Origin of the sequence: Holdemania filiformis DSM 12042 (assembly GCF_000157995.1) — a bacterium.
GTDB lineage: Bacteria > Bacillota_I > Bacilli_A > Erysipelotrichales > Erysipelotrichaceae > Holdemania > Holdemania filiformis.
Genome location: NZ_GG657562.1, coordinates 1 through 26,451 on the forward strand (window position 1 = coordinate 1; position 26,451 = coordinate 26,451).

Here is a 26,451-nt window from a genome sequence, read left to right on the forward strand (position 1 = left end):
TAAAAATGGATATTTCGTCTTTTCGCTCTTTACAGCGTCGACGCTCTATCCATTTTTTCTTTTTCCAACCCTATACGATTTTATAGCTCATTTTCTAAAAACCCTACAAGATTTTATATTACCGAAAAACTTTAAATTAATAAGGTGTCTTTCAATGCACTTATTGCTTAAGACCTATCCCCATTTTCCTGACTAATGATATCCTGACTTTTCACCAAAACGTTCACCCTCCTTACCCCACCACGGCAACAGGAAACATATTGCATCTCACTCAGCAAAAAAACACGCCTGCATATCAACCTCAAATCCCTGAATCCTTTTGCTTTACTGGGATTACCTAGACAGCAGGCAAACCGTTTCCACATGGCACGAAGCTTCAGATGAATGTCAGCGCATCTGGTAAGTACATTTTTCCTTCGCCTGTTTGCGGAAACAAATCCAACGGATTTTACGTTCCGGGAAACATATCAACTGCCCCCATCTCTCAGAAGCAGCCGACACATCTTTTCCCACGGTTCCTTATATAATGCCGCTGTGTACCATTGGCAAATCGCACCCTCTTAGACAGCAATTTTGGCATCGTCTCGACCCGGTGCTTTATCGTCTCAACCTAATATACTGAGTGGTTATTGCAAAATCTGCAACAACCACTTTATTGGTTTCGCCAACATCCGTTATCAAGTATTTCTTTACAACTGAAACTTCCGTTTATTCTTCATGAACTTCCCAATATCCGTATTTCTTACCACCTTTGCGCACGGTTTTGTCATGCTCAGAAAGCTGCTTGATTGACTTTTTCACCGTGCTGCATGATACTCCAAGTGCTTCAGTCAGCTCATCATATGTGCAATTTGGTATATGCCGCAAAACCTGAAGAATCTTTTCTTCTAAAGGTTCCTCCATAGGTTCTTTCAAAGGTTCATCGTGACCCTTTGGAGCTTTGGAATCTGGTACTTTGGCGCTTTGGAGTGCAGTGAATTTCACCATAATATCTCCGCCGCTGACAATGTACTCTTGGTCGTCCGCACCGAGGTTTTTGCAGGCATCAATGATTTTTTGAATACCACGTCCCCAGCTTTCAATATATCCGGTACGACAGCATACTGCAATTGCTGATAAACATGGCATCGTCTTCAATTCGTATCTGCACTGGAACATTGTCTGCCCAATTGCAATGGATAAGGGAATTGAAAACAGCCTCACGTACCGCATCATGGGCAAAAGGATAGGTTTATACCCGTGTTTCTTTATGATACGAAATGGCAGCCTTCAGGTACTTGAGATAAATCAGGTCAATCACTCTGTCTGCCATGATAAGCAGAAAGCCTGCACCTCATCCTGATACAACAGTTCACTGCCTTCAAATTTTCCTATTTTTACATAGCAGCCACTGATGATCTTCTCCGGCTCCCGTTAAAAGCATAAAGCTCTGGCACGTTTAAGTTTGCCGTCTGCCACCAAGTCCAGTTTCTCCAGCAATTCTGCATTTGAAATATCCAAATCATCAATCCCAATATTTGAAATCGTGGCGGCATCCCATTTCAGTCCAGTCTTTGTCATCAGAAAATTGATCAGAGCATTGCCACGAAGCAGGTGTTTTGTGCTGCCACTGCGATAATGATACTCTCCATCGTAATTTACCGGAAACGACCACGGACTCACTACGATTTCAATGTAATCCAAGCCATCCTTGGTAAGCAAATTTACATCTGCCACGATTCCTAATTTGTTTTGAATCTTGTTTGGAATATCCTCCAACAGCTTCTTAGAGTTTTTCACTCCAATGACTGTGCCATCATCCCGTGTACCGATATATATTTTGCCGCCCTGCGCATTGACAAATCCGCATATTCATTTCAGATATTCGTCACGCCACGACTCTTTCCATCCTATGTTTTGGCTCTTCCATAGTGCAGCCACCTCCTAAAATTAGCATTCCCTTGCTTAGTTGATACAATCCTATGACTTTATATGATTTCCCACACAAAGGTTGCAGTGTCTCTCACATCAATGTCATCCGGCTCAATATCGATGGACGTTGCCGACGTCGGCAACGCCATGAGGCAATCCTCTGCCATATCGTATCTGGTGTCGGAGTAAATGTTCAATTCGCCCCAATTATAATCTATCGTAAGCAACTGCCCTAGCGTTACACCGGATGCTTCACAGAGCAGTTCCGCTTTCTTTTTCGCATTTATTGTGGCTTCCCGGAGAAGCGCATCATTCACTGCGGTCGGGTCTTTAACCGTAAATGCAATGCTCAGTTCCGGCTGTGCCAAACAGGTAGCACTCGCTGCCAATGCCTGAGACAACCGCTTCATATCAAAATCAAATGACAATTTCAGATTGTGGCGACACACAAAGCCGCTGAACTCACGCTGGTAATTGCCCAGCTTGTCTTTGTAGCTATCGTAATCCGTATCCACATGAAAATTCGTCGTCTTCACGGATTCCTTTTCAAAGCCAATCGCTGTGAGGCTGGTATTCGGCTGTTCCAGCTGCTTTGCGGCAAGCTCCATCGCCTTATCATATTCCTTGTCCTTCGCCTCCAGCTTCATCGTGAGTATCACAAAATCCGGACGAGTAGAGACCACCCTATGCCTTTTACTGTTATTGTTCTTGCCATACCTTTCACCTCACTGTTTTTTCTTACCAAACAAGTCATCTATAAAGATATCCATCATCATGGTCATTCCAGCTCCTTCAAAGAGCTCTTCCCGGTGTCGTTTTCGCCGCTGCTTGGCTGTTTCTACTGGTGGTTCCTCAATAACAAATTCATCATCTAAGGACACACCGCTTTTTTGTGCCACCTCAGAAAGAATAGCATCATCCACCACACCATGTAATGTCCAAATATTATCTTCCGAAAGCGGTAATGCTGCTGACTTCAACGCCTGATTTACAACATCGATGTCCACATAGTAAAGCATATCTGTCAGCTGCTCTCCGGTGAAATGAACGCCATTCAACACCGCTTTTTTAATCAGACGATTGGCAGATTTCACATCTAAATAGTTCTGTGCCACTTCCCAAATCTGACTGGGGTCACCAAAGGTGGTAATCTGAGAAATACGACTAACCTGTGTGCTGGCCGCCCAATCCAGATATCTATCTTAATATTCTTCCCATGTCATAGGCGGCTCCTTTCACACTGCAGAGGTTACTCTGCGTCTTCCTTCGTCACCGGGATATAAACCCGTTTCAACGGAATCATCTTTCTGTATTTTTCGCTCAGGTCTTCATAATACTTCAAAATCAAATCCACCAGCTCTGTGCCATTGATAGCACGGATGATAGGTGTATTATCTAAGTATTTCCTTGCGTTCTTTGTGTAATTGGACATAGAAACAAATAGACCATAATCACCCTCACGCATCGCACCTTTGAGCGATTGGATGGTGGTTTCCTTTATGTCGCCATCTTGACTTTTTACCTGCACCATGATTCGGGGAGGAAGTTCATCTTTATATGCGACAATATCAATTCCGCTGTCACCGCCGTGTGGAGATACTTTTGTCCGGTAGCCCATTGCTTTAAGCAGGTCAGCAACAAACTCCTCCAAATCATAGCCCTTCAGATTTTTGCTGAGTTCCTTCAATATGAAATCCTTTGTAGATTCCACGATTTCCTCTGCTGTCGCTCCGACACTTTCATCCTCTTCAGTGTCCGTTGTGACGGCTGTTTTCTTAAAGTTCTTATCCAAAGCAGCAAGGTACTCATCTGCATAATTCTTCACGGAAAAGAAGGACATCGCCGAGCCAATCTCATATAAAGCTCCCTGTGAAAAAGCAGTACGAGGCAGGTGTTTGAGCCATTTTACCTTGTGCTGCTGCACATACTCCACGGCATCACCATCATAGATGTATTCGCTTTCCACGGTTCCGAGATTTATCATCCGGTCAATCTTGGACGGATATACCACATAATCTCCGACCTGAACCTCATGGGCAAAGCGGTATAGCATACCTGCGCCATTGGCAACACTACCTTTTTTAGCATCAGGATATACCTGCATATAGTGTTCCTTAAAAGCCTCCCGGCTCGCTTCGATTTTACTGAGGTCGCCCATGTCTTTCCAGCCGATAGCAATCACGCTTTTCTGCAAGAACATATTGTCGTCCTTTGTATGGATGCCCCAGATTCTTTTTTCATCGTAAGCCATGTCGCTGCACCTCCTGCCCTGCATCACTTGTATCTGCATAATTCCTTTTCATCTCGATTTCTACCACTTCTTGAATAAACTCCGCGGGATTTGCAACAGCAATCCCGCTGTTTTCACTCCTAATTTCAACCACTTCATGTGTCTGACTATTTATCAGTTGTTCTTTGTATGGCAAATAACCATGTATTATACCAATCAGTGCGCACTGATTCAACACTGGAGTATCCCCAATTCCAACTACTTCTGGACGTGAAATTATAGGACTTCCTGAATTTCCAGGAAAATTTTGAATATCTAATAATATATTCTTACTACGTAGTATCTCTGTTGAGTCGATACGAGCAACGCAGCCTCCTCGACAAATTGGTGCATTTGAATCAGCGTTAACTAATCCCATAGGAAATCCCAACATATATATGTATGACCCTTCATCTCCTCCTTTTTGCAAAAATTGAGTAGATGTCAAAGTGTTGTCATCAATATTAAACGCTGAAAATTCCAAATTATTTTCTGTTATGAACCCACCGTTTATTAGAACTACTGCAACATCCACGCTATCATCACTATGAATAGAATACAACTTCTTTCCATTTTCGACTATAGGCATATCAATAATTCTAAGTCTCCCTGTATCTTTTTCTTTTAACCTGATAACTACACTACTTAATCCATCAAGTACGTGTCTATTAGTTACCATAAAGGGTTGATATTTATCATCATCAATTATCTTTACAACGAAGAATCCTGTTCCAATCCAGTTGATACCTGCATTGCTTCGTGTTCCAATAGATAGAACCGCTTCCATATAAACTTTCGGTATTAATGACATAACTGCACCTCCTTATTCTACGCCCAATGCCTTAAACACCGCATCCTCCGCACTCTGGTACGGGATGAGCTGAAATGCGCTCATCAAATCCGGCGGCACCATGGCAAAGTCAATCATCGAAGTCGCTGGTATCAACACCTTCTTTGCACCACTGTCCAAACACACCTGCAGGGAGTTAGCAAGCTCATCCGCCTTGATGAGCGTACCGCTGATACTGATTTCACCCAGTACAGCCAGTGACCCAAGCGCAGGCTTTCCAAGAGCGATGGAGCAAAGAGCAATGAGGGTAGGCAATGCCAGCTTACTGGTCATTCCGATACCCTGTAAATCCTGATAATTGATGATATAATCTTTTGTCGTTGTACTAATCGAGCCACTGATACGACTCCCATTTGCCTTCAGGAAATTGAATGCCGTGTTCGTTGCTTCCTTGCAATCCCTGTCAGAGCCAATGCCTGTGCGCTCAAATTTGCCGCTTCCCGGCAGTATTTGGCTCTCCAAGCGGAACACGCCTATCATGCCGGACTTGCCCTGCGATACCGTGTAGACCTGACCCGGATTGCACATCCCCTCCGGTATCAGCTTACCACCCCCTTGCTCCGGCACGGACACATAGTGTTCCTCAAAGGTCTCGTTGTCGATGTAGGAGAAATTCACATCGTAGAACTCCATACCGCCCAGCTTTTTCAGCTGCTCCTTGACACGGCGACGCATCTCCAAGGAAAGCTGCAGCACTTCCTCCAGTTCTTCTTTGGTGAACACGCCATCTGGATATATCAGCTTCAGGAAGCCTCCGACCATCTTACGCACCGCAATGGTATCACGCTGGTTCAGGTTCTTGCCCAGACGATAGTATTTGTCGAGGGCATCACCATACTGTTCCTTGCGCAGCTCCCGAATAAACTCCGCCAGATAATCCGTGATAAATCCATAGTCTTCCGTGAAATGCTCCGGTCTGAACTTTGGAATCTCCCAGCCCGGTATGTAGCAATGCATACGGTCAAGGAATGCGGTATCGGTTCCCATCTCTGGAGGGAACGGGTCAAAGAGGCTGGATGTCTTCAGCAGCACATCCACGCTCTGATTGATATTGCCCACAAACACCATTGAAGCCGAGGCAGCCTTTTCTTCCTTGCCACGGGCAAAGGAACCGGATGCCATGTAGTCCTTCATGATTTGGATGCCGTCTTTATCTTTGAAGTTGATGCCTGCCACCTCGTCAAAGGCAACACAATCCCACATTCCAACCAAACCAACAGTCTTTCTTCCAATGTTATAAAACAAGTTGGCTACCGTGGTCTGCCCACCGGACACCAGAATACTGTTCGGAGAGATTTCTTTAAATAAGTGTGATTTCCCTGTACTACGAGGTCCTAATTCACACAAATTGAAATTATTTTCTACAAGCGGCAGCATACGAGCCAGCAGCAGCCATTTCTCCCGGTACTGTAATTCGTCCGGCTCCATGCCGATGGAACGGAGAAGCACATCCATCCACTCATCTTTTGTGAATGCTTTTCTGCCTGCTTTCAACTCATCAATGTCTACATGGGGCATCTGAATTGGTGTTAGCTTGCGGATGCGGATAGGTGTACCGTTCTTTTTATCTTCCTCCACATACTCATAATCCAGCTGCACGATGCACCAGATACCGCCGCAGAGAAGCCTGTCGAACTTTGTCGGATACTCCTCACCGATGGGAATGTTCTTCAAACCAAGGTTAGAGAACTCCGCTTCATAGCAATCCTTTTTGATGTTCAGGCTAACCGTGATTTTATCGATGACGGTGTGGCTGCCACGCTGTCGAAGCATGGACAGTATTTTCTGTGCCTCATCCGGACGGACAAAGTTATCCGCCAGAATCCGCTTTACATTCTGTACGCCCTGTTCGATGACTTCATCATCATCCGAGCTACAATATTGCCCCAACAGAAACTCAAGGACGTAAACAGGTACATTGGCACCTTCCTTGATTTTCTTTGTCAGGTCTTTACGGACAATTTTACCATCAAAGTTCTGGCGCAGTTTGTCCTTTATGATTTCACGGGAACTTTCGCCCCCAGTTGTTGATTCCATAGCAGTTCCTCCCGATTTTAGCTGAAGAAGTCAAACTCATCCACCGCAAAGGCGATATCGATGGTAAACTCCTCACGCTGCAGCAACTGCAATCCCGATTCATCAGCGATGACCAGATAGTAAGTCTCCTTGTTGCTGAATTTCAGAGATTTCAAATTAAAGCTGCAGCGGAACGTGCGCTCCTGATTGTTTTCCGTCTGTTTGTCTGCAATAATCTTCTGCGTATCGCTGATTTGGTTTCCTTCCGAATCCACGAAATACAGCAGATAGGTTGCTGCTTCACGGTTATCGCCCACCGCTTCTTTTTGATAGAAGTTCAGGAAGAAAATCAAATTCCCGATTTTCCGGTTGGCAGAAAGCAGATTCAGTGACACAGGCTTTGTATCGTATTTCTTCTTGTTACGCTGGTACTCCTTCGTCTGGTTACGCAGGTAATGGTACTCCACCATTGGCACGACTATCTCCTGCAGGCTGATGCCACCATGCACGAAGTTCAAGCCACCACCCTTTTTCTTGATGCGAATGCTCTCCCGTGGGGAAAAGGCATCATACCCGGCATCATCCGCCACGAACTTCACTGGCAGCAGATACTGCGGTTTTGCACCTTTTCGGGTGACAAGGTAGCGTCTGTCCACTTCCACATCTTCTTCTCCCACCGTGGTTTTATCCACCTTGCTGTCCTCGGAAAGAGGGCTATAGGTATACAGGAACCCGTGGTCAGCAGTGATGATAATATTTACGCCACCGAAGTCGTTCACGATGATGCGCACCATATTCTTGATTTCGTCAATGGCATCCTCGCAGGACGGGAACACCAGAGCTTCATCTGTATGGCTGGTCTCGTCGATTTTATCATGGTAGATATAAACGACCTCGTTACCCTTAATCAGCTCACTGCGTTCCTGCCGCTTCATCAACACGATGTCCTTATACTTCACAGCAATGCTGGCAGGATTGGCTTTCTTCAAAATGGCGTCTCGGTATCCGGCATCGGTGCTGGTGCCGTCCGCATAAACCGCCAGACCGTTTGTCTTCTCTTCCACGGTCAAATCCTTGTGGGGCAACAATGCCGCCATGCCATACTTCGTGACTGTTGGGAAGATAGCACTGCAGCTGTTCAAATCCACCTTTGCCTGCGTCTCCCGGCGCAGCTGCTCGGCAAGGGTTGCCGCCACCTCGTAGCGTAAAGCGTCCGAGATGATGACAAACATACGGGTGTCTGCATTTTTGATTTTATCTTTATAAAAATCCACCTGCTGCGGCACTTCCAGAATGCGACCATACTGAGCCAGCTCGTCTGCTGCCGCCATCGTCCAGTTGCTGCCCAGCTGCCCTAAGTACCAGTTGTCATAAAGCCCTTCCACCTTATCGGCGACGTGCTTAAACAGGTCGTCCAACAGAGGATTGGAGGTCTTTAAGCTCCGGGCAAAGCTGCAATGGAACTGACGATAATAGGTGTCCATCTTATAATAATCTTCGGTATATTCTTTCCAGACGCCTCGTGCCTCCACAGTGTGGAACCCTGCAGAGTGGTCAAGAAAGAACGCCTGCATATTTGCCACCTGCAAAATGCCCTCGTAATAATCCTTCACCAATTCAAACCAAGCACAGGTACGACGCTTTTCCACCATTGCTATGATGGTATCCACGTTGATTATCTGGTTGCTGATTTCCGTCATCAGGTTGATAAGAATACATTCATTGATGCATGGGAACAGTTCTGTCTCTGCCAGTTCCTCCACCGGAAGTTTGCTAAAGCGATATGGCAGACGCAGTTCTTCTTCCACATACCGTGCCAGCTCGAACAGATGCCCATTATCATCGCTATGCATCCACTCAGAAACAAAGTCATAGCAATATGCCTGATGCGGACTGGAGATAAAGCCATCCAGCCCTGCCAAATGGTCTGGGCGCATGGTTCTGGTGGCTGCGGTCAACAGGATATGGGTTGCCAGCCTGCTGATGTCGCATTCTTCCTCCCGATAGCCGGAAACCTGTGCTGCCATCGCCCAAAACGCATCCTTGGCACCTGCATCCACGAACTTCTGGTAGATGCCGTTGGTATCCTGATTCATTCCGGCTGTAAGCACTGCCCGGAGGATACCGTTTGGCTGAAAGTCCTTCAAGCCGCACAGCACCGCCATCACTGCGAGATGCAACTGGACAGGTGTCGTCACCTGCTTTTTCAGATTGGCAACCTTGGTGCGGTGTCCTTTGATCTTGAAAAAGCCACGGTATGCCTTGACCTGCTTACGCAAAGAAGCCGTGTTGTCCATGCCCATTTCATCCATCCACATAGAAACAAGGTCGGCACGGTATTCCTCGCTGTACAGCTCAAGGGGAAGCAACCAGTTCTCCTCATCGGCAAGCGGCTCCGGGCAGTACACAAGGTAGTTGCCTGTGGTATCGTCCACCGTCAGCAGCTTTTTCACAGCAAAATTGTTTGTCCCGTTCAGTGCCACCAGCGTGGCATTTTCCAGCGTGATTTCCGGCAACTTATCCTCAAACTCCCGGTCATCGTCCTTCCAGAAAATAATCCGGCGGTAGTAAAATTCCGGCAAGGGTGCCGCAAACCGACGGTTCAGGTCTTGCGATACCTGCTCTGAATCCAATAAAGCCATGTTCGGCACCTCCTTTACTTGATTTTTGCTAACACATCTTGGAACTTTGCGTAGTTCACTTTCACGCCATCATCAAGGTCAATTGCAATATACTGGTCAGCAAGGTGATGGATTTTCTCTTCATACTTACGGATTTCTTCGCTCTGGTCATGGAGCTTAGAAAGCTGCTTATTCAGGCGCACACGTTCAGAAGTAGTGGCATCTACGATGCGATTCTCCAAATCGGTAATAGCGGTGCGGTAACGGCTCTGCTGCTCGTGAACATAGTCGGTGCGCATCCGGGCGATGGTATCCGGCTGATAGCGGTGCATATACACCAGTGCTTTGAAGCCGTTCTTTTTTCCGGAGTCAAAGAGCCAGTAAATCGGGCGTTTCCCTGCGCCAGTCACAGTATACATATTACAATGGTCTGCATAAAAACCTTTATCACTAACAAAATACTCACGTATAATGTCTTTAGGCGTTCCCTGTCCTCCCAATGCATCCGCAACAAAACAAAGATTTTCTTCTAATGTATCTCTTCCATAAACAGTTTCAATAAACTTAACGAACAGACCCGTAATATCATCATCAAAATACTCATCATCGCATATTGGAATTATATTATCCTTATCAACAGGAAAGATTTTATATTTCGAAGTGTCCCATACTCCGCCTGCAAAAACAAGACCTTCCTTATCAAGTGAATAACGACCGAACATACATCCAACAGCATAGGAAATCAAGCTTTTCACAGCTTGTTCTTTTGTCATGTGCTTGCACGAAGCCTCAACAGATTTATCATCAACTTCAGCAGTCACCTCACCCCCTAAACCATATATGTTTATAAAGATTTGATTAAGCTGCTCTTCATTAGACTTTAATCTTACAAAACTCGCCTCGTTTTTTTGTTTCCATGAAGAATATGCCTGCTGCAATGTCATATTTTTTTGTATAAGGGGACACCTCTTATAGTCCCAAGACAGCTCATCTGAATCCCAGTCCCTTTTGCTGATTTCAATACATTCGCATACCAATCTGTCAATTTCTTCTTTGTGTGATTGTTCAAAATAGACAGGTATTCTTGCCATGTCACCCACTTGTGTTGATATCGTCGGATTCAGTATTTTAATGCATTTTTGCGAAATCTTCGAGTTTAGAAAACCTAACACATAATTCAAATTTTTTACTTCCGGAAATCCGCTCGACCCTTTTACATCAAAAAGGAACCCTCCCTCACAATAACGCCCTGAAAATGATGCACTTGTAATATCCGACCAAGTAATGCAAGGTTTCAAATAAAACTGTGGATTTCGAATAACTGCTCCCGGATATACACGAACTTTTTCGCCATCATTTTCCCAGTTAATTACATAATTTCTATTTCCGTACCATCTTCGGAATGCTCCACCTTTATTATACGGAAACCATTTATGCAGACCGTTTTGTGTATCCTCCAAATTTGTATAACCAAAACCGATTTTAGTAAAATCACATTCAAACCACAATCTTAAGAAAATATCATTTTTGGCTGTCTGCAATCCGACTTTTGGCTCTGCAATTTGTTTCAATGGTTTTGCGGTTTCAAAGATTTGCAACAATCGTTCGCTTGCCATAAATGCTATAGGATTTCCATCTATTCTTTCAAAATTTCTTTTCTCAAATTCATGGAAATATCCACATTTCGGATTCGCTATTGCCTCTAATACTTTTTTCTTCTGAACCTCCATGCCACCTACATATTTTGATAAATCGAAATATTCTCCAACTTCCACATCACATTCGTTCGCTAACACAAATGCACAAACAGGAACAGTAGCTTCTTCATATGCCGAGTATTCCATTTGTATCAAGGTAGCAATCCCTTTGTTATTAATGATGTATTTCCTTAATTTCTCATAAGATTTAATATACATCCACACAAACGGAGTCATAAAACCGCAATAACCATCAGGCAACGTGAAATTAAAATTATGGTACATGAACACACTAAACAAGTCGCCAGAATAATCCTTATATTTATCCAAAATAAATGTTTTCAGTGTCTCATTGTATCTATTGAGATATGGGGGATTGGTCGCAACTATCGCATATTTTTGGGATAGTATCTCTGCCACATCAATCAATGGTTTAATCTGTGCTATCGTTGCCTCCCGGACAATACTAATGTCTTCTTTAATTTCTTCCAATCGAATACGCAATTTACAAAAATCTAAATCTGGAATTGTAAGCAATGAGCCATATTCTTTTGCATTATGCATACATTTTTCAATTTCGCTCATCATTTCCTTAAGTGAAGTATCACCGTTGCAGAAGTAATCCACGCAATACGAATCCAATTGATTGCTTTCGGTTATAGACAAAATGTGTGGCTGAATGTTTCGAGTAAAAAATCGTCTATCATATTGACACGCTTTCATCATGATAGAGAAGTAAGCAAGCTGAGAAGCTCTATCATCAATATCCAAACCGTATATATTTTTCTCAACAATTGCTGCAACTGCATCTCTTTGTGAATACCCATATTCTGTGTATATCTTCATCAAAACATCAAATGCATAAATTGCAAAATGTCCGGAACCGATACAGGGGTCAAAAAACGTGATTTCTTCCGGTGAAACTTTTTTTAGTGCTTCAAGAGATGATAAGTTTTGCGGTCTTACATAGAACTCCAACTCATTTGCCAATGCTGATTCTGGATTTCTTTCAATCCAATATCTCCCCACCGAATTATCAACAATATAGCGAACCACCCAGTCCGTCGTAAACAACTGCGTTGCCGCCGGGATATCCTCCTTTTTTATCGCTCCCTTATTACTAATATTAACGACTTCTTCATGTCTTTCCGAGATGTAATATTGATACAACCAACCAATTATTTCAAGTTGACCATTTTCGGAATTAACATCAAAGTTATCCTCCGGGATTTTTGCTATCATCTGCTCAACCACACTGCCCTCCCGGAGCTGGTTGTCCGGGAACAGCAGAATGGTATAATCGTTCTTTTCTTCTTTACAGCGTTCATCCACTGGCTTGAACATCTGCGGCAAAACAGCACTCAGTGCATTGCACTGGGTGATAAGCAGATACTTATACAGCTCGTCGTTGTTTTCTGCTTCCTTTAGGGCATAGACCTTTTCCATGTCCAGTCCATCCAAATCCAGGTGGATAGCCTCGGCAAGAATCTGTGGTTTGAAATTACCGTTCTCATCGGTAAACACACGCACCCTTGTAGGCAGATAGTTGTTCACTTCCATATAGCGCAGGGCAGCAAAGCGGTTGAACCATGTGTATGCGACCTCTTCAATCACATACTCATAGCCTTTTTCACGCATACGGGCAATGCCTGCTGCACGCTGTGTTTTTTCAATGTCAGTCAGCACCTTGCCGGATGCACTGTCGGCATTGGCATCGGCATCAGCTGCCACCTCATATTTCAACGCTCTCTGGCGCACACGCTCAATCAACTCTGTTCGTGCCCAGACAGCATATTTCTTTATCGCATTTTTATCCATAACATTCTCCTTAGTTGAGCTTGATGCCGTCGCAGTCCTTCAACATAGCATTCAAGTACGCTCTCATCCGTTCCACATAGGCATCCACATCCGCTTGGCTTTCCAGCACCTTGGACGGGAAGGCAGCCTGACGATACACGGTTTTGATGTGCTTCTTCGGTGCAGGCTTCGGCGGAGTGGCAGGATTGATGTGTGGCTTCGGGTCAACAGGCTTCGACGGCTGCTTCATGGTTTCCAGCCTATCCACGCTGTCATCCTTGTACGACCACATCTGCGGCACCATACCATCCAGCAGAGCCAAGCTCTGAAGCTCGGCAATACGCTGCTTGCACTGGGTGAAGAAGGTATCCGATTTTTGGATAATCATCTTGCAGTTGACATCGCCGCCTGCGGTGGTATGAATTTCTTCCATACACTGGCGCACAATTTCCAACAGCTCCTCACGCTTGGCAGCCAGCAGTGTATCATGTCCAGCTTTCACCGTTGCCATCAGACCATTCAGTTCTGGGATGCACTTATACACGGTGCGGCTGTCGGTCTGCGTCATCGTAATCAAACGAATCTGCCCCAGAGCCTTGTTTGCTTCCTCCTCACGCTGCAGGTAGGACAGGTCATTGCGCAGGTCTTCTTCCATCTTGACCGCCGCATCGAACACGGTCACCTGTGTGGCAAAGAACCCCTCCACACCCTGCAAGTCATCTTTGCTGTCAAACAGTTTATTTTCATCATCCAACACACGCTGTATCAGAGAGATATTATCCTTTTGCTGGGAGAGGACATCCTGCATCAGACTGATAGCTTCGGACACCTTATTGTGGTCAGGATACTTGTGCCCTGTATAACGTGCCAGCAGCTTTTCGTAATGCTCCTTCTGTTCGGTGAATTTCTTCACGATAAAGGCAACCAGTCCGTCCTCGTCATCCGGCACATCCATCACATCAAAATACTCACGCAGGATGCTCTTGACTGCCTTCATATTGGAAACAGACACGATTTGCCGCTTGGAAATGCTAACCTTGCCGATTTCACTCTTCTTACGCAGCATATCCGGCAGTCTGCTATTATCCGGCTGGATGGTGACGCCGCCATACTTGATGGTGACCTTCTGCTGGTAAATAAGTAATGCTGCCACCGCTGCAATGTCGATTTCCTTCCAGCCATAGGGGATGCCCTGATACTTGCTCTGGACATCTGCCATCGAGGTAGGCAGGCGTTTCATGTGCTGCATTTCCAGATATTCTTCCATCTTGGCTGCAGCGTCCCGGTTATCTTCCGTGCCGGGAATCTGCTGCACAGCTCCGGTCAGGATAGCAGCGATGTCTGCATCGGATTCTGCATTCTTGGTTATCAGGTTCAAGTCACTGTATACATGGGTCACCAGATATTCCAGCGCCTGCTCGATTTTCGATACAGCGGAGCCACTCTTGATTTCAATGCGCTCACCATCCACATAGAAGGTCGCACTGACAATGGCTTCCTCCAGCTTTTCCTTGGCAAGCAGCTCATATTTGCCAGCTTCGTCCTGCTGGTCACGAATGATGTCCTGCACGGATTTTGCCAGCTGCGCCACATTGCGCTGTTTCACATACTTGCGGATTTTCATGGCGTTTTCCAGCAGTTCATAATAAGACGTTTCTGCCAGAACAACGATGGCACAGTCGTTGGAATCCGTCATCAGTCGCAGTTCCTGACGCTCGTTAGAATCTGCTGCGATGGTCAGGAAGCGCAAGCGCATACCGCCAGTGACTGCTCCGACCGTTGTGGAGTCCACCATCTGGTCAAAGGAGAAGTCGTATTTCCCATAGCGATATTTCTTCGTGGTATAAATATCACCGTAAATCATGTGGGCAATGCGCTCCACGATGGAAGCGGTATCCACATTGGTATTTTTAATCTCACGGGCGATGTCCTGCTCCTCATCGGTGAGGAAGTTATAGGTATCGCCAGTCCGTCCGATATAGTTCTGGCTGTCCAGACGGTCGAGAGAGGCTTTTACTTTTTCACGCAGGGTGATTTTGTCCACCCGGATATCGTCTGCCATCAGAATGACGATGTTATCAATGCTGGCTTTGATGTCGTCTATGTAGCGCACCAGATAAAGGAGCTTCAGCACATCCACGTCGTAAGCCTCGATGCCGTTACCGTCCTCTGCTGCCTTAGCGCAACGCTCGATAACCCGGCGGATAGAGCCATCCAAGAATCCATGTACAGTGTCATAAAAACGGAACAGCGGAACCAGCGCATACTCGTCCCTGTCCTGAATCTTCTGTGCTGCCTCTTGGAAACCGGACAGCATGGAACGCTCCGCACCGGAGAAGTGCTTTCCGGCATTGCCATGCTTTCTCACCTCGGAGAACACCTTCTGCATGATGATGAACTGGTACGGTACAAACGGGAAATTCACTGCAAACTCCATGGCACCGCTGTAGCCCTTGATATCCAGCACGGAATCGGTGAAGCTAAACAGGTTACGAAGTACAGAATCATTCTTGTCATATACTTGTTCCAGCATCTGGGTAGCTTCCGGCTTTTTATTCAGAATACGTTTCTGGATAACCTCATCTACTGCCGAAGAGGACAGAGACAGACGGGTCTTGAAACGTGCCTGAATACGGGAGAACTCATCCTGACGGGTCTTGATAATTTCGTCGATGGCTTCCTGCCCGGTGCAAACAACCCAGACCTTCTCGCCGCACTCGCTGCCGATTTTTTCAATCAGGGACTGCAGGTTCAAAAGCAGGTCGGTATCTGCGCCAACATACTGTCCAACCTCGTCCACCATGAACAGCATACGGAAGTTGGCAGGCTTGGTATTTACATAGTCTTTGATTTCCGAAACCAGCTGTGCAATGCTCATTTCGGTGGTCTCGGTACCATCAAACCAGTTATGTGCAGCGGTCTCACTCATGCCGAGGACTTCCATCAACGTTTCCACCACATCATCCTCAAAGAAGGCAAAGGTATCGCGGGTGGAAACCCAGCTGCCACCATTCTTCTCCTCGAATACACGGCGGAACTCCCCAGTCTTGCCACGCTTGGCGATAAACTGCTCCAGCTTGGCAACCTTCAGGTTTTCACCATAAAAGCCCAGATGGTTATAAAACATCTTAGCAAAGACACGCAGCACGGCGGTCTTGTCCTTATTGATGGAACCCTCAATATCTATATTGAAAAGGATGGTCTCTGTCTCACACTTAGTAGAATTATCAATCAACATAAAGGTGGCAGGGTCATCCTCAAATTTCTTACGGAAACGCTCCACCGTAGGTACCCCTTCGACAGAACGGTTTTCTAAAATGTAGGACAGCATTTTCAGGAAGTGAGATTTACCACTTCCAAAGAAACCGGAAATCCATACTCCGGTATCCGCAGTCGGCTCCTGAAAGGAATCGCTGTAATAATTAAAAAATGTGATGAAGTGTTTTTTCAGTTCCTTGGTGATGACATACTCGTTCAGCTCCTGAACCAGAACGTCGTCTGCATCTTGGTCAACCTTGATGACGCCGTTGATTTTTCGGTTGATGTCATCAACGAACATATTTTGAATTTTCATATCAGCGGTTCCTCCTTCTATACCACATTGAACGCCCGATAATAGGGGTTCGCAGGTAATATCTCAAATAATTTTACGTGCCTGCCGTCAAAGTCTCCCGGATACATCACCAGTATTGGCACGTTGCCCACCTTCGGCTGCAAAGCCTCCAGCAGTTTATGAATGCGCATGAACGGAAATACATCGCCAACGCCTGTGAGCAGCAGGACATCGTCCGTCTCTAAGGAATCGCCGCAAATCAGATTCACATAGGACTGCACCGGAATCCCTTTTTCCAGTTGTAACGCCAGCTGACCTTTTCCTTTTTTCTCTTCCATTGCCGGAATCTTATCTAAGATTCGTTTCTCTTCGCAAGCTTTCAGAAAGATTTTATATAAATTTCTCTCCAGCAAGTGGCAAGGCAAGGTCTGGTCTGTCATGATTTGCCGCACAAAATGCTGGATGATCATCTCATCCTGCGGATGATAACAAAAAATACGGATGTTGACTTCATTGCTGAGTCCCCGGCTTTCCAAGAAATCCGGGTCTTTCAACAGTTCTCGTACCTTGTCTAATCGCTCGTTTAAGTCGCTCACTTTCGGCTACCTCCTTTACATGAAGCAGTTAAATGCCACCAGTGCAGCATCATCGTTATTGCTTCGTATTGCATTCTCCAGCACAGGAGAAATCAGCACCGGATTCAAATGCTCCGCTTTTGTGCTGTCGATGTACTCGTTGTCCACCAGCGTCTTCTGCAGCACCTGTTTTAGTTTGGTGACCGTGGAATCACTCCAAGTTGCAACGTAGTCATCCTGCTCCTGTAAACGCATGAAAAATACGTTCAAGTCTATCTTACCAAAAGAGGTGTCCTTTAATCTGTACTTCTCTCCAATCACGGTAACCATAAAGTCCCATACAAGTCGATACTGTTTCATCATGGCATACAGGCATATCTGCTTTGCCACATCGGACGACTGTGTAGCAATCGCTTGTACCAGCGTCTCGTCCTGCAGAGCATCCAGTCTGCGCAGGCAGGCAAGTGCCATCTTACGGACAGACTTCTCTGTGGGATACTGAAACAGATTCTCTGAAACGATGCGCTCCGCCACCTCATCTGCGCTCAAGCCTTCTGTGAGCAGCTTGGCGGTGGTACGCACCTCATAAAATAAATATTGTTCTCTGGTTATGGCAGCATTGTATGGGCTTGCGCTCTGCAGTGCTGCCTTCGATTTTTGTGTCATTCAATTCCTCCTGTATCAGCATTATCGCTCTGTTCCTCTGATTCAGCATCGGGAACAGTCTCCATGATATCGCTGATTTGGCAATTCAATGCCGTACAAATTCTTAACAGTACATCTGTTGTGATATTCTCACCCTTACCGAGTTTCGCAATAGAAGCTGTACTAATACCACTTAATTCCCTTAATTCTTTTTTATTCATTTCCCTATCTATAAGTAGTTTCCACAACGGGTTATAGCTGATACGCATCTCGTACCTCCATATATCAACAAATACAAAATTAATAGTTAGTTTTCAGTCGTTTCTGTTTCCACTTTCTTCTCTTCCGGATTTTTCTCAGCCCAAGACCAGCCGAACAGTTCTCCACCATCCGCCTTTAATTCAATAACTGTTGTCTCACGGACAATGTTTCTTGTGATTTCATAGAACGCATTTTCTTTATCAAAAGCGATAAAAATTTGCTTTTTACTCTGCTTATACAATTCCATGATTTTATCAATTGGCAAGTCTGCAATGTTCTTGAAGATATTTGAATCATGAGCAATAACAGGAAGCTGTGATAAACGAAGCATTGCAAGGTCGAATATAATAAGTCCTTTAAAGTTCGTCCCAGCACCCTTATCACCCAGGGTTTCGAATTCGTATGTTGGTTTACCAGTACGACCGTTTCCAAAAGAAATCTCTGGAGCATAGCGTTTTCCATCGTATATAAAATCATTTAGTATCGTCATTTCCTGATTAATGCTTGCCTGCACTTCTTTCAGCTGCTGCTCACGAACATCTTCCAAGTTCTTTTTTGCCACCTTAGTTTCTGCCGCTAATTGAGTCGTTGCATTATAGCCCCTGTTTTGTGCCGTCAAAATATCAATTCGCCTTTGCATCTCTACATATTTCTGCATGAACTTTTTAGAAATGTTTACAGGCACTCCAAGCTGTCGCTGCTCTTCCTCCAGTTTTTTCATTTCATCACTAACAGCATCAATTAGAACCTCTAAATGAGCAATTTCCTCGCTCATTTCGCCAGTGAGAATGGTGTGCATTTTACGATGAAAATTGTCAATCATTGATAGTTTCTGCATATCTACTTCGGGGAAGAATTCTGCTAATTCACTCAGGTCATCTTCTCCCGGCACCAGACCACCTTCCATGTTGGCTTTTACAGAATTCAACTGAGAACGCAGGCGTGAGCGTTTTCTTGTCAGCACCGTCAGCCTGCCTTTTATTTCTGCAGCTTTGTCAACATTAGCAACATTCGTACCTGACAAGTCAGCATCTTCATGATTTACCAATTCCTCAAGCTGCTTCTCCAGCACAGCTATTTCTTTTTCGTTCGCTTTATACTGTGTTCTAGTTCTGGCAACATTAGTCATCTCGCCTAAATCCGTTGCCTTTTTTCTTGCACTTTTTCGAGCTGCTCTATTATCATAAACATCTTTGTATTCTTGGATAAAAGCATAAACATTTAGTAATTTTTCCAATGCAATAATAGCATCGGCAACTGGCTCATCGCCATATTTAAGCGGAAATCGTTCTGCATAATTTTCCCTACCATAAATTCGTAGATAACGTCCGACAATATCTCTAAATGAGATTATTGGCAATGTGATTTCATACGCTTTCTTCAAATAATCTCTAAATTCTGCTATCGACTGTGTGTCGATAATTTGATACCGTTCATTACAAATGCCAACCTCGTCCGGTGTGGCGGTGCAACGGCAGAAATAATCGATTCTGTCACCAAATTTGAAAGCAAAATTTATCGTATGGGTGTGAACATTTTCCTTTGCATTTGAAATTTTTTCATTGACGTAATCTCCTCCGCCAAAACAAAAATCAATAATCAGAAGGAATGTGGATTTACCAATAGAGTTCTGTGCTGCCTTGTCACCAAGAACAGTATTTAAACCTTCTCGGAATCGTATTTTTCCACGAGGAACAAACTTTCCATTCACTCTTGTCGCAAATTTAGAACACTCAATTTCGTACAACATAGCGCAGCACCTCCTTCTTCTCATCGTATTCTATTTTACCGAGGGCATATAAGCAATCCAATGTCTCCATAAATTCGTTTACACCGGACATTTTTCTAATCACTTTTTTATACAGCTCATGTACTCCCATTGGTTTACCCTTCAATGCTGACAAAACAATTGGAAACTTTGGAAGAATGCTTTGATTATATGAAAATAATTTATTCGGTAATAACATCGAACACCTCGCATTTCTGTATGAAGTAAGAGATGATTACCTCACACGAACCCCTTTCCTCGTTTGTACTGGTTTGAAGCCAATCGACCATTTCATCAAAAATGCGCTGTTGGTCATAGCCTTTGTCTTTCAGATTAAGATATGTGATTTTCACCTGATTACAAAATGGCTTGAATCTGAGCTTTCCTTCTTTGCTAAGCTGCTGGAATATCTCATGAACAGCATTGAAATATATATTTACCTGTGCCTGTGTTCTTACATATAGAAGAAGGTTTTTTGCTTCGATTTTTTGCCGTAGTGCTACTGGGTCATAATTCAAATCCACATCTCTTGGTTTGGAAATGGATGGTATCTTTTCTAATACACGTCTCACGCCTTCATCAATTTTCTGTGTAGCGACAAGTTCTCTGGAATCCGTCAGGTCAATGAGGTGATTTTTTATCTCCTGTAATCTTTGCACAGACTCTGGAGCCCTTCCAATAGAATATCTTGCACAGCACTCAGGACACATTGCCACCAGATTATTTGTATCGTTTTCCGGTTTCTCTGGGTCGATAACAGCAACATCAAAATTCAGCCCCAAATGCCCGTTCACATTCATAAATAGAGGTTTGCTGCAGCCATCACAAGGGCAAACACTACCTTCTTCTGCTACCAGAAGAACACCATATTTTTCTTTCAGTGGTGAAGCTGAAGACAAAACTGATATTTCTTTCATTTCCTCATCCGCCTTTATCACAGCGGATGGGGACTTTCTCTTTTTTCGTTTTGGTGTAGCTGCTTGGATAATTATCTCTTTTAATCGTTCTCCAAGCTTTTTTCCATAGTTATCTGAATTTATACCGGGACACTCATCTTTGAAAACCTTACAAATGTCCTCAATAGTTTCATCGTATTCAGTTTCTACAAATGATGGAAAAAGTACCGTATCCAACTCTTTTGCAATTTTCTTTGCCAAAGCTGTTATATCATTCTCGCCATAAAAATAGCCCCTATAGCTTCTTTCTGACACATCATCCAAAGGGTTATCATCTTCAAGATTTGCATAAATGTGGTCAAACATCTCCCTTGTAAATTCTTCCGGAGATTTCTCTCCCTGAAAATATGCAGCAAGTGTTTGTGCAAACTTCTGAAATGCTGTTTCCTGCAAGTAGGACACCTCCCTAAGAACGAAACCTGTAAAACCCTGTACAACCATGTACAGTGAGACACGGTCAAATTTTAATTTTAAGTATAATAAAACCATAGAAAATGAACGACGGTTTGGATACAAAGATACACTTTAAACAGCATATCACAAATTATCCGTTTGTCAATTTTTCGTTTGCCATCGCAAAACTTTAGTTAGCGATGCGAAAATGCATCATTTTCTATCACAGCGCACCTCTGCAGGGGTGTCCGGAGCTGTGTAACAACTGAATATTGCATCCAACCACCGGAAGTGCGGCTGCAACCGAAACGAAGCAATTCGTAAGGCTGCAAGCTCCCATCCCGGTTTGTTTTGCTGCACCCATGAAGACCTTTGTTTCGGAATCACAACGAAACGGAGGTCATTTTTTATGAAAATCAGTTACAAGTTTTTGGACGGAAAGCACACGGAGGTCGAGGTTGCAGATGCAATCGGTGCCGTGATTGTTGACAGTAGGCGTGTGGAGAACTCTGCGGAGCGTAAACATCGTCGCTACTGCTATTCCATTGATGCCATCAAATACGAAGGCAAAGAATATGGCACCGGAGAATTCGCCGATGCGCTTTGCGACGATGCCGAAATCCGCAACAAAAAAATCTGGGATGCTTTTTCCCATCTCAGCGAGGTACAGAAACGCCGCATGATGATGCTGGCTGCAGGTCTTTCCATGAGGGAGATTGCCCGTCGGGAGGACAAGGATATCAAGACCATTCGAGAGTCTATCGAAGCTGCCAGAAAAAAGTTTTTGAAATTCTACTAAAAAACACCCCCTCAAAACACCACGGAAATGTCCGTACAACGAGGAGGCAACTCTCCTCGGAAAGCGAGGTGTAAATAACATGAAGCACAATCTGACCATCAGTGTTTCCAAGGCAGCCGCCAATCCCGGTGTCGTCAGCTACCGCTGCATCAACATTCGTGAGCGTCTGCTCCGCTTACTGCTCGGCAAAAAGCAAAGGCTGACCATTCTGGTTCCCGGCGACTCGGTGGAATCACTGGCTATCAAAGAAATCCAAGAGGAAGGAGGCAATCAGCATGGATACCTTGACCCGGATGCCTATCAAAGTACCACCCTATAAGCACCAGCAGGAAGCCTACGAATTCGCTCTTCAGCGTTTTGGTCTCCTGCCGTCCACAATCCACAGCAACGGCGTGGCACTGCTCATGGAAATGGGTACCGGAAAAACGCTAACCGCCATCGGTATCACAGGAGCGTTGCTTCGCAGTGGAAGAATCCGACGAGTTCTTGTGGTTTCGCCACTGTCCATCACCACCGTTTGGCGAGAGGAATTTGCCAAGTTTGCTGATTACCCTTATGAGCTGGCAGTGCTGTCCGGCTCTACGGAAAAGAAAAAGCAAACCTTGCAGGAACTCTCTTCAACAGACCTTTCCATCGCCGTGGTCAATTACGAAAGTGTGTGGCGCATGGAAGATGCAGTTGCCACATGGAAGCCAGACCTTATTATCTGCGACGAAGGGCACAAGCTCAAAAGCCATAGCACATCCGCCTCCAAAGCAATGCACAGACTGGGTGTCAGAGCCAAATATCGGCTGCTACTTACTGGAACACCAATCACGAACAAGGCAATCGACATTTTCAGCCAGTACAAGTTCTTGAATCCCAGCATCTACGGACAAAACTTTTATCCGTTCCGTAACCGCTACTTTTTCATGACTGGCTATGGCAATCACACTCCGATCACGAAGAAATCAATGGAAGCAGAATTTACCGCCAAAATGCACAGCGTAGCATATCGGGTGACCAAAGCAGAATGCCTCGACCTGCCGGAAACCACAGATATCATTCGCCCTGTTCAGCTGGAGCCCGCTGCCATGAAGCTCTATAAAAATCTGGTGGACGAGTCCTTTGCCGAGTTAAGCGACGGTGAAGTTACCGCAACCAATGTTCTGACCCGGTTGCTTCGTTTAAACCAGCTTACAGGTGGATTTATCTGCAGCGATGACAGCAGCAAAGCAGAGCAGGTCAGTAACGCCAAGATGTCCGTTCTGGAAGATATCGTAGATGCTTCCCTGCAGGAAGGCAAAAAGCTGGTCATCATCGCACGCTTCATCCCGGAACTCCATGCTATCTGCAAAATGCTCGGCAAGAAAGGCATCCGCCATTCGCTCATCATGGGCGGTGTAAACAATCGGGACGAGCAGGTTGCTCAGTTCCAAAATGACCCGGAGGTTTCCGTGTTTGTCGGTCAAATTGCTACCGCTGGTATGGGCATCACTCTTACCGCCGCCAGCACGATGGTTTTCTACAGCCTTGACTACTCCATGAGCAATTTCGAGCAAACCAAAGCCCGTATCCACCGTGCCGGACAAAAATTCCCCTGCACCTATCTGTATCTCACCGCTGAGGGCACCATTGACACCAAGGTGCTGAAGGCACTGAAAAGCAAGGCCAGTCTTGCAAAGACCCTCGTGGACGACTACCGGAACGGCTTTAACCCATTTATGTAAAGGAGGTTCCTACCTATGGAAAACAATGAAATGTTTGTCCTCGCAGACCAGTTCAAGGCTCTGCGTGATGAAAAGGCGGATGCCGAGGCGCACTTGAAAGAAATCAACGCTGCCATCGAAACCGCCGACTATCAGCTCGCCACTATGATGACTGAATCTGAAACCCAGAATTTTACCCACGCAGGTGTGATGTTTTCTCTTACCACCAAGACCCATGCTTCCGCTACTGCCGACCGCAAAGACGAACTGTTCTCAGCACTGCGCAGCGAGGGCTTCGGAAATTTGGTTTATGAAACTGTCAATGCCAAAAGCCTCTCCGCTTTAGTTAAGGAGCAGATTGCTGAAAACGACGATGCTCTCCCGGATTGGCAGGATGGACTCGTCAATGTATTTGAAAAAACGACCGTTGGTGTTCGTAAAAGCACCCGTAAATAAAAGGAGGATATGACTTATGAGTACAATAAACACTGAACTGACCCCGATGGAGAATGCAGGCTTTCTGGCATTGCAGGACTTCGACTTTGCTTCCGCTATTTTCGAAGAGATGGAGGGGCTGAACGCCACCTTCGAACGTATCAAAATCCCGGCTGGCGGCACCACCATCTTTGAAATCCCCGGTGACGACCCTAACGAGCCTGAGGCAGTGAAGGAATTCTCTGCCGTCATCCTGTTCCACCATCCGCTGAATTCTTATTATAAGGATGCCTACACCGGAGGTTCCAATCCGCCGGACTGCGGCAGCTTTGATGGCGTGACGGGTGTTGGTAATCCAGGCGGCAGCAGCAAGACCTGTCCCTTTAACGAATTTGGTTCTGGGGAAAATGGCAACGCCAAAGCCTGCAAAAATCGTCGCCGCATTTACCTTTTGCGTGAAGGTGAAATCTTCCCGATGATTCTCTCCTTGCCGACTGGCTCCCTGAAAGACTTCTCCCGTTATCTGATGCGCCAGCTGTCCAAGGGGAATAAGAGCAATTCTGTGGTGACCCGCTTCTCTCTGAAGAAAGCCACCAACAACAGCGGCATTACCTACTCGCAGGCACAGTTTGCTGTTGACTGCAGTCTGACCGCCGAGGAGTATGCGCTCATTTCCACGCTGACTGAGCAGGTTAAGGCATTGAGTCAGAATGTCGGTTATGACACTGACGAAACTATCCCTGAAAATGTTGACCCGGAAACTGGCGAAATCATCGAACCTCTCGCCTAAAGCATAGAAAGCCGCACCAGTGAGGCAGCCATCGCTGTCTTGCTGGTGCAGGGCTTTTTGGAAAGGAGCTATCATGCTGAATTACCGTACACTGACGGATTTGCCGTCAATCAAAAGATATTTGCAAGGAGTCACTCCAGTTGCGTTCGACTTTGAGACCACATCCGATGCTGCTTACCGTACAGAACCAAAAGCTGCACTGGATGCCCACAAGTTACATATCGTAAGTGTCAGCTTTTCCACTACCGAGGGAGACGCCAGCAATGTTCCTCTGCTACACCGCATCGGTGAGAACTGCGAAAAGCAGGATGAGCTGTGGACGTTTCTGAAAACAGAGGTGTTTGAAAATCCTAACATCGTGAAAATTGCGCACAACCTGTCCTTTGAGGCAATGTTTCTGTATGCCAAAAACATCATCGTACAGATGCCTTGCTACGATACTATCGCTGCATCCCAGTTGCCCCTCAAATCCAAGTGTGAGTTCCGTGGTTTACACGCCAGCTGCTTGAAGCTGCTGGCTACCACAATGTTTGGAGCCGAGATGCCCAGTTTTACCAGCGTAACGATGAAAGGCATTTTGACGAGATGAGTCCGCAGGAATATGAAACCATCCGCTACGCCTGTGCTGATTCAGATTATACGCTGCGCCTTTATTATAAGTTCAATCACTGGTTTGACCGTTATCTGCCGCAGCACCGTGTCATCGTTGAACAGTTGGAATCTCCTACGGCAGTGCTGGTCGGCATTATGAAATATAATGACATTCCGGCTAACAAAGAAATCATGCTGCAGAAACAGCAGGAAGCCGGAGCAAGTAGTTTTATGTTATCCCACCCCACCTTCAGCTTTGCTTTTGCCATTGGAACAACCTTATCTTCTAACCATATTTCAGCTTTTTCGGAACCATATTCCAGTAATTGGGTCATTACATCTCTGATTACTGGAATAACCACTTCATCAACTAGTTGTTCACATAACGTCCGCTCTTTTTGTGACGCATGAATGTATTCGGTTCTTATCAGTTCATCTTCAGAAACCTCAATTAAATCAATTGGTCCGCTCAATTCATTATTTCCATCTTTGAATTGCAATGCTGATTTTGAGCCATCTGGATTTAACTTAGTGTTTAGGTGGCTACCATTTTTACAAACTACTCTGTACAGTTGATCCTCTGTCTGCTTGTCGGCCATATCTATATTCCTCCTGAGTCCAATTTTTGTCATAACATCACATGTAAATTTCGCGAATACAAATTTAATCCGAGTTTTTTATCCACCATCCACCTTTGTCTTCATATCCGTATTTCTTCATAAATGGTGCCAGGACAACAATACGACCCTTTGTTGGAATCTCTGTTCCTTCACTACGAATAATTTCAAGGATTCTATTTTCATACAAATCCATCAACTCACTCCACTCATCTGTTA

General features: G+C 45.2%; 23 protein-coding genes. 6 read left to right on the top strand and 17 right to left on the bottom strand.

Annotated elements, in window-relative coordinates:
* Positions 1 to 708: 708 nt before the first annotated feature.
* From HOLDEFILI_RS20140 to HOLDEFILI_RS15995, 16 genes are all read right to left on the bottom strand, one after another.
* Positions 709 to 1,137: a winged helix-turn-helix transcriptional regulator gene (locus HOLDEFILI_RS20140; RefSeq protein WP_208854985.1), complete on the bottom strand. Its 429-nt coding sequence runs from the start codon at positions 1,135 to 1,137 to the stop codon at positions 709 to 711.
* A 276-nt stretch (positions 1,138 to 1,413) separates the two neighbouring features.
* Complete coding sequence (locus HOLDEFILI_RS20145; protein ID WP_208854988.1) at positions 1,414 to 1,851, bottom strand: AlbA family DNA-binding domain-containing protein; 438 nt, start codon at positions 1,849 to 1,851, stop codon at positions 1,414 to 1,416.
* A 116-nt stretch (positions 1,852 to 1,967) separates the two neighbouring features.
* Complete coding sequence (locus HOLDEFILI_RS15930; RefSeq protein WP_368670240.1) at positions 1,968 to 2,594, bottom strand: SIMPL domain-containing protein; 627 nt, start codon at positions 2,592 to 2,594, stop codon at positions 1,968 to 1,970.
* Between the two features lie 42 nt (positions 2,595 to 2,636).
* Positions 2,637 to 3,026: a hypothetical protein gene (locus tag HOLDEFILI_RS15935; RefSeq protein ID WP_006060895.1), complete on the bottom strand. Its 390-nt coding sequence runs from the start codon at positions 3,024 to 3,026 to the stop codon at positions 2,637 to 2,639.
* 134 nt (positions 3,027 to 3,160) lie between these two features.
* Positions 3,161 to 4,162: a restriction endonuclease gene (locus HOLDEFILI_RS15940; protein ID WP_006060896.1), complete on the bottom strand. Its 1,002-nt coding sequence runs from the start codon at positions 4,160 to 4,162 to the stop codon at positions 3,161 to 3,163.
* Complete coding sequence (locus HOLDEFILI_RS15945) at positions 4,149 to 4,991, bottom strand: S1 family peptidase (RefSeq protein ID WP_006060897.1); 843 nt, start codon at positions 4,989 to 4,991, stop codon at positions 4,149 to 4,151. The genes HOLDEFILI_RS15940 and HOLDEFILI_RS15945 overlap by 14 nt, the downstream gene beginning before the upstream one ends.
* Before the next feature lie 12 nt (positions 4,992 to 5,003).
* Positions 5,004 to 7,067 (bottom strand): protease Lon-related BREX system protein BrxL, encoded by a 2,064-nt coding sequence (brxL, locus tag HOLDEFILI_RS15950; protein WP_006060898.1) that lies wholly within the window; start codon positions 7,065 to 7,067, stop codon positions 5,004 to 5,006.
* A 17-nt stretch (positions 7,068 to 7,084) separates the two neighbouring features.
* Positions 7,085 to 9,688 (bottom strand): BREX-1 system phosphatase PglZ type A, encoded by a 2,604-nt coding sequence (pglZ, locus tag HOLDEFILI_RS15955; RefSeq protein ID WP_006060899.1) that lies wholly within the window; start codon positions 9,686 to 9,688, stop codon positions 7,085 to 7,087.
* A 14-nt stretch (positions 9,689 to 9,702) separates the two neighbouring features.
* Positions 9,703 to 13,182 (bottom strand): BREX-1 system adenine-specific DNA-methyltransferase PglX, encoded by a 3,480-nt coding sequence (pglX, locus tag HOLDEFILI_RS15960; RefSeq protein ID WP_006060900.1) that lies wholly within the window; start codon positions 13,180 to 13,182, stop codon positions 9,703 to 9,705.
* Between the two features lie 10 nt (positions 13,183 to 13,192).
* The gene (gene brxC, locus HOLDEFILI_RS15965; protein WP_006060901.1) at positions 13,193 to 16,735 is read right to left on the bottom strand and encodes a BREX system P-loop protein BrxC; all 3,543 of its coding nucleotides are present in this window, start codon (positions 16,733 to 16,735) and stop codon (positions 13,193 to 13,195) included.
* 17 nt (positions 16,736 to 16,752) lie between these two features.
* Complete coding sequence (locus HOLDEFILI_RS15970) at positions 16,753 to 17,310, bottom strand: DUF1788 domain-containing protein (RefSeq protein ID WP_006060902.1); 558 nt, start codon at positions 17,308 to 17,310, stop codon at positions 16,753 to 16,755.
* 15 nt (positions 17,311 to 17,325) lie between these two features.
* Positions 17,326 to 17,955, bottom strand: a complete 630-nt coding sequence (locus HOLDEFILI_RS15975; protein ID WP_006060903.1) for a DUF1819 family protein — start codon at positions 17,953 to 17,955, stop codon at positions 17,326 to 17,328.
* Positions 17,952 to 18,203: a helix-turn-helix domain-containing protein gene (locus HOLDEFILI_RS15980; protein WP_006060904.1), complete on the bottom strand. Its 252-nt coding sequence runs from the start codon at positions 18,201 to 18,203 to the stop codon at positions 17,952 to 17,954. Before HOLDEFILI_RS15980 ends, HOLDEFILI_RS15975 begins: the two co-directional genes overlap by 4 nt.
* 38 nt (positions 18,204 to 18,241) lie before the next feature.
* Positions 18,242 to 19,945, bottom strand: coding sequence for a DUF2326 domain-containing protein (locus HOLDEFILI_RS15985; RefSeq protein ID WP_006060905.1), 1,704 nt, complete (start codon positions 19,943 to 19,945; stop codon positions 18,242 to 18,244).
* Positions 19,929 to 20,162, bottom strand: coding sequence for an ABC-three component system middle component 7 (locus HOLDEFILI_RS20580; RefSeq protein WP_006060906.1), 234 nt, complete (start codon positions 20,160 to 20,162; stop codon positions 19,929 to 19,931). Before HOLDEFILI_RS20580 ends, HOLDEFILI_RS15985 begins: the two co-directional genes overlap by 17 nt.
* Entirely contained in the window at positions 20,146 to 21,312 is a 1,167-nt protein-coding gene (locus tag HOLDEFILI_RS15995) for an ABC-three component system protein (protein ID WP_039865318.1), read from the bottom strand. Before HOLDEFILI_RS15995 ends, HOLDEFILI_RS20580 begins: the two co-directional genes overlap by 17 nt.
* A gap of 409 nt (positions 21,313 to 21,721) precedes the next feature.
* On the opposite strand from HOLDEFILI_RS15995, the gene HOLDEFILI_RS16000 reads away from it, so the two are divergent.
* The 6 genes from HOLDEFILI_RS16000 (at position 21,722) to HOLDEFILI_RS16025 (ending at position 25,613) form a co-directional block, all read left to right on the top strand.
* Positions 21,722 to 22,111, top strand: a complete 390-nt coding sequence (locus HOLDEFILI_RS16000) for a hypothetical protein (RefSeq protein ID WP_006060908.1) — start codon at positions 21,722 to 21,724, stop codon at positions 22,109 to 22,111.
* Between the two features lie 79 nt (positions 22,112 to 22,190).
* Positions 22,191 to 22,430: a hypothetical protein gene (locus HOLDEFILI_RS16005; RefSeq protein WP_006060909.1), complete on the top strand. Its 240-nt coding sequence runs from the start codon at positions 22,191 to 22,193 to the stop codon at positions 22,428 to 22,430.
* Positions 22,387 to 23,820 carry a DEAD/DEAH box helicase gene (locus HOLDEFILI_RS16010; protein WP_208854986.1) on the top strand — a complete coding sequence of 478 codons (1,434 nt, stop codon included), beginning with the start codon at positions 22,387 to 22,389 and terminating at the stop codon, positions 23,818 to 23,820. The genes HOLDEFILI_RS16005 and HOLDEFILI_RS16010 overlap by 44 nt, the downstream gene beginning before the upstream one ends.
* 15 nt (positions 23,821 to 23,835) lie before the next feature.
* Positions 23,836 to 24,255: a gp33 family protein gene (locus HOLDEFILI_RS16015; protein ID WP_006060911.1), complete on the top strand. Its 420-nt coding sequence runs from the start codon at positions 23,836 to 23,838 to the stop codon at positions 24,253 to 24,255.
* A gap of 16 nt (positions 24,256 to 24,271) precedes the next feature.
* Entirely contained in the window at positions 24,272 to 25,024 is a 753-nt protein-coding gene (locus HOLDEFILI_RS16020; RefSeq protein WP_006060912.1) for a hypothetical protein, read from the top strand.
* 73 nt (positions 25,025 to 25,097) lie between these two features.
* Complete coding sequence (locus tag HOLDEFILI_RS16025) at positions 25,098 to 25,613, top strand: 3'-5' exonuclease family protein (RefSeq protein ID WP_006060913.1); 516 nt, start codon at positions 25,098 to 25,100, stop codon at positions 25,611 to 25,613.
* A gap of 91 nt (positions 25,614 to 25,704) precedes the next feature.
* Here HOLDEFILI_RS16025 and HOLDEFILI_RS18595 read toward each other — a convergent pair whose 3' ends face one another.
* On the bottom strand, positions 25,705 to 26,214 hold the full coding sequence (locus HOLDEFILI_RS18595; protein ID WP_050767009.1) for a hypothetical protein: 510 nt from the start codon (positions 26,212 to 26,214) through the stop codon (positions 25,705 to 25,707).
* Between the last annotated feature and the right edge of the window lie 237 nt (positions 26,215 to 26,451).

Coding starts and splice junctions, on each gene's coding strand:
- pglX (WP_006060900.1), bottom strand. CDS start 13,182: ATGGATAAAAATGCGATAAAGAAATATGCTGTCTGGGCACGAACAGAG.
- brxL (WP_006060898.1), bottom strand. CDS start 7,067: ATGGAATCAACAACTGGGGGCGAAAGTTCCCGTGAAATCATAAAGGAC.
- HOLDEFILI_RS15945 (WP_006060897.1), bottom strand. CDS start 4,991: ATGTCATTAATACCGAAAGTTTATATGGAAGCGGTTCTATCTATTGGA.
- HOLDEFILI_RS16000 (WP_006060908.1), top strand. CDS start 21,722: ATGAAAATCAGTTACAAGTTTTTGGACGGAAAGCACACGGAGGTCGAG.
- HOLDEFILI_RS15985 (WP_006060905.1), bottom strand. CDS start 19,945: ATGTTGTACGAAATTGAGTGTTCTAAATTTGCGACAAGAGTGAATGGA.
- HOLDEFILI_RS15975 (WP_006060903.1), bottom strand. CDS start 17,955: ATGACACAAAAATCGAAGGCAGCACTGCAGAGCGCAAGCCCATACAAT.
- HOLDEFILI_RS15980 (WP_006060904.1), bottom strand. CDS start 18,203: ATGCGTATCAGCTATAACCCGTTGTGGAAACTACTTATAGATAGGGAA.
- HOLDEFILI_RS18595 (WP_050767009.1), bottom strand. CDS start 26,214: ATGGCCGACAAGCAGACAGAGGATCAACTGTACAGAGTAGTTTGTAAA.
- HOLDEFILI_RS16020 (WP_006060912.1), top strand. CDS start 24,272: ATGAGTACAATAAACACTGAACTGACCCCGATGGAGAATGCAGGCTTT.
- HOLDEFILI_RS16010 (WP_208854986.1), top strand. CDS start 22,387: ATGGATACCTTGACCCGGATGCCTATCAAAGTACCACCCTATAAGCAC.
- HOLDEFILI_RS20580 (WP_006060906.1), bottom strand. CDS start 20,162: ATGTTATTACCGAATAAATTATTTTCATATAATCAAAGCATTCTTCCA.
- HOLDEFILI_RS16005 (WP_006060909.1), top strand. CDS start 22,191: ATGAAGCACAATCTGACCATCAGTGTTTCCAAGGCAGCCGCCAATCCC.
- HOLDEFILI_RS16015 (WP_006060911.1), top strand. CDS start 23,836: ATGGAAAACAATGAAATGTTTGTCCTCGCAGACCAGTTCAAGGCTCTG.
- HOLDEFILI_RS16025 (WP_006060913.1), top strand. CDS start 25,098: ATGCTGAATTACCGTACACTGACGGATTTGCCGTCAATCAAAAGATAT.
- pglZ (WP_006060899.1), bottom strand. CDS start 9,688: ATGGCTTTATTGGATTCAGAGCAGGTATCGCAAGACCTGAACCGTCGG.
- brxC (WP_006060901.1), bottom strand. CDS start 16,735: ATGAAAATTCAAAATATGTTCGTTGATGACATCAACCGAAAAATCAAC.
- HOLDEFILI_RS15940 (WP_006060896.1), bottom strand. CDS start 4,162: ATGGCTTACGATGAAAAAAGAATCTGGGGCATCCATACAAAGGACGAC.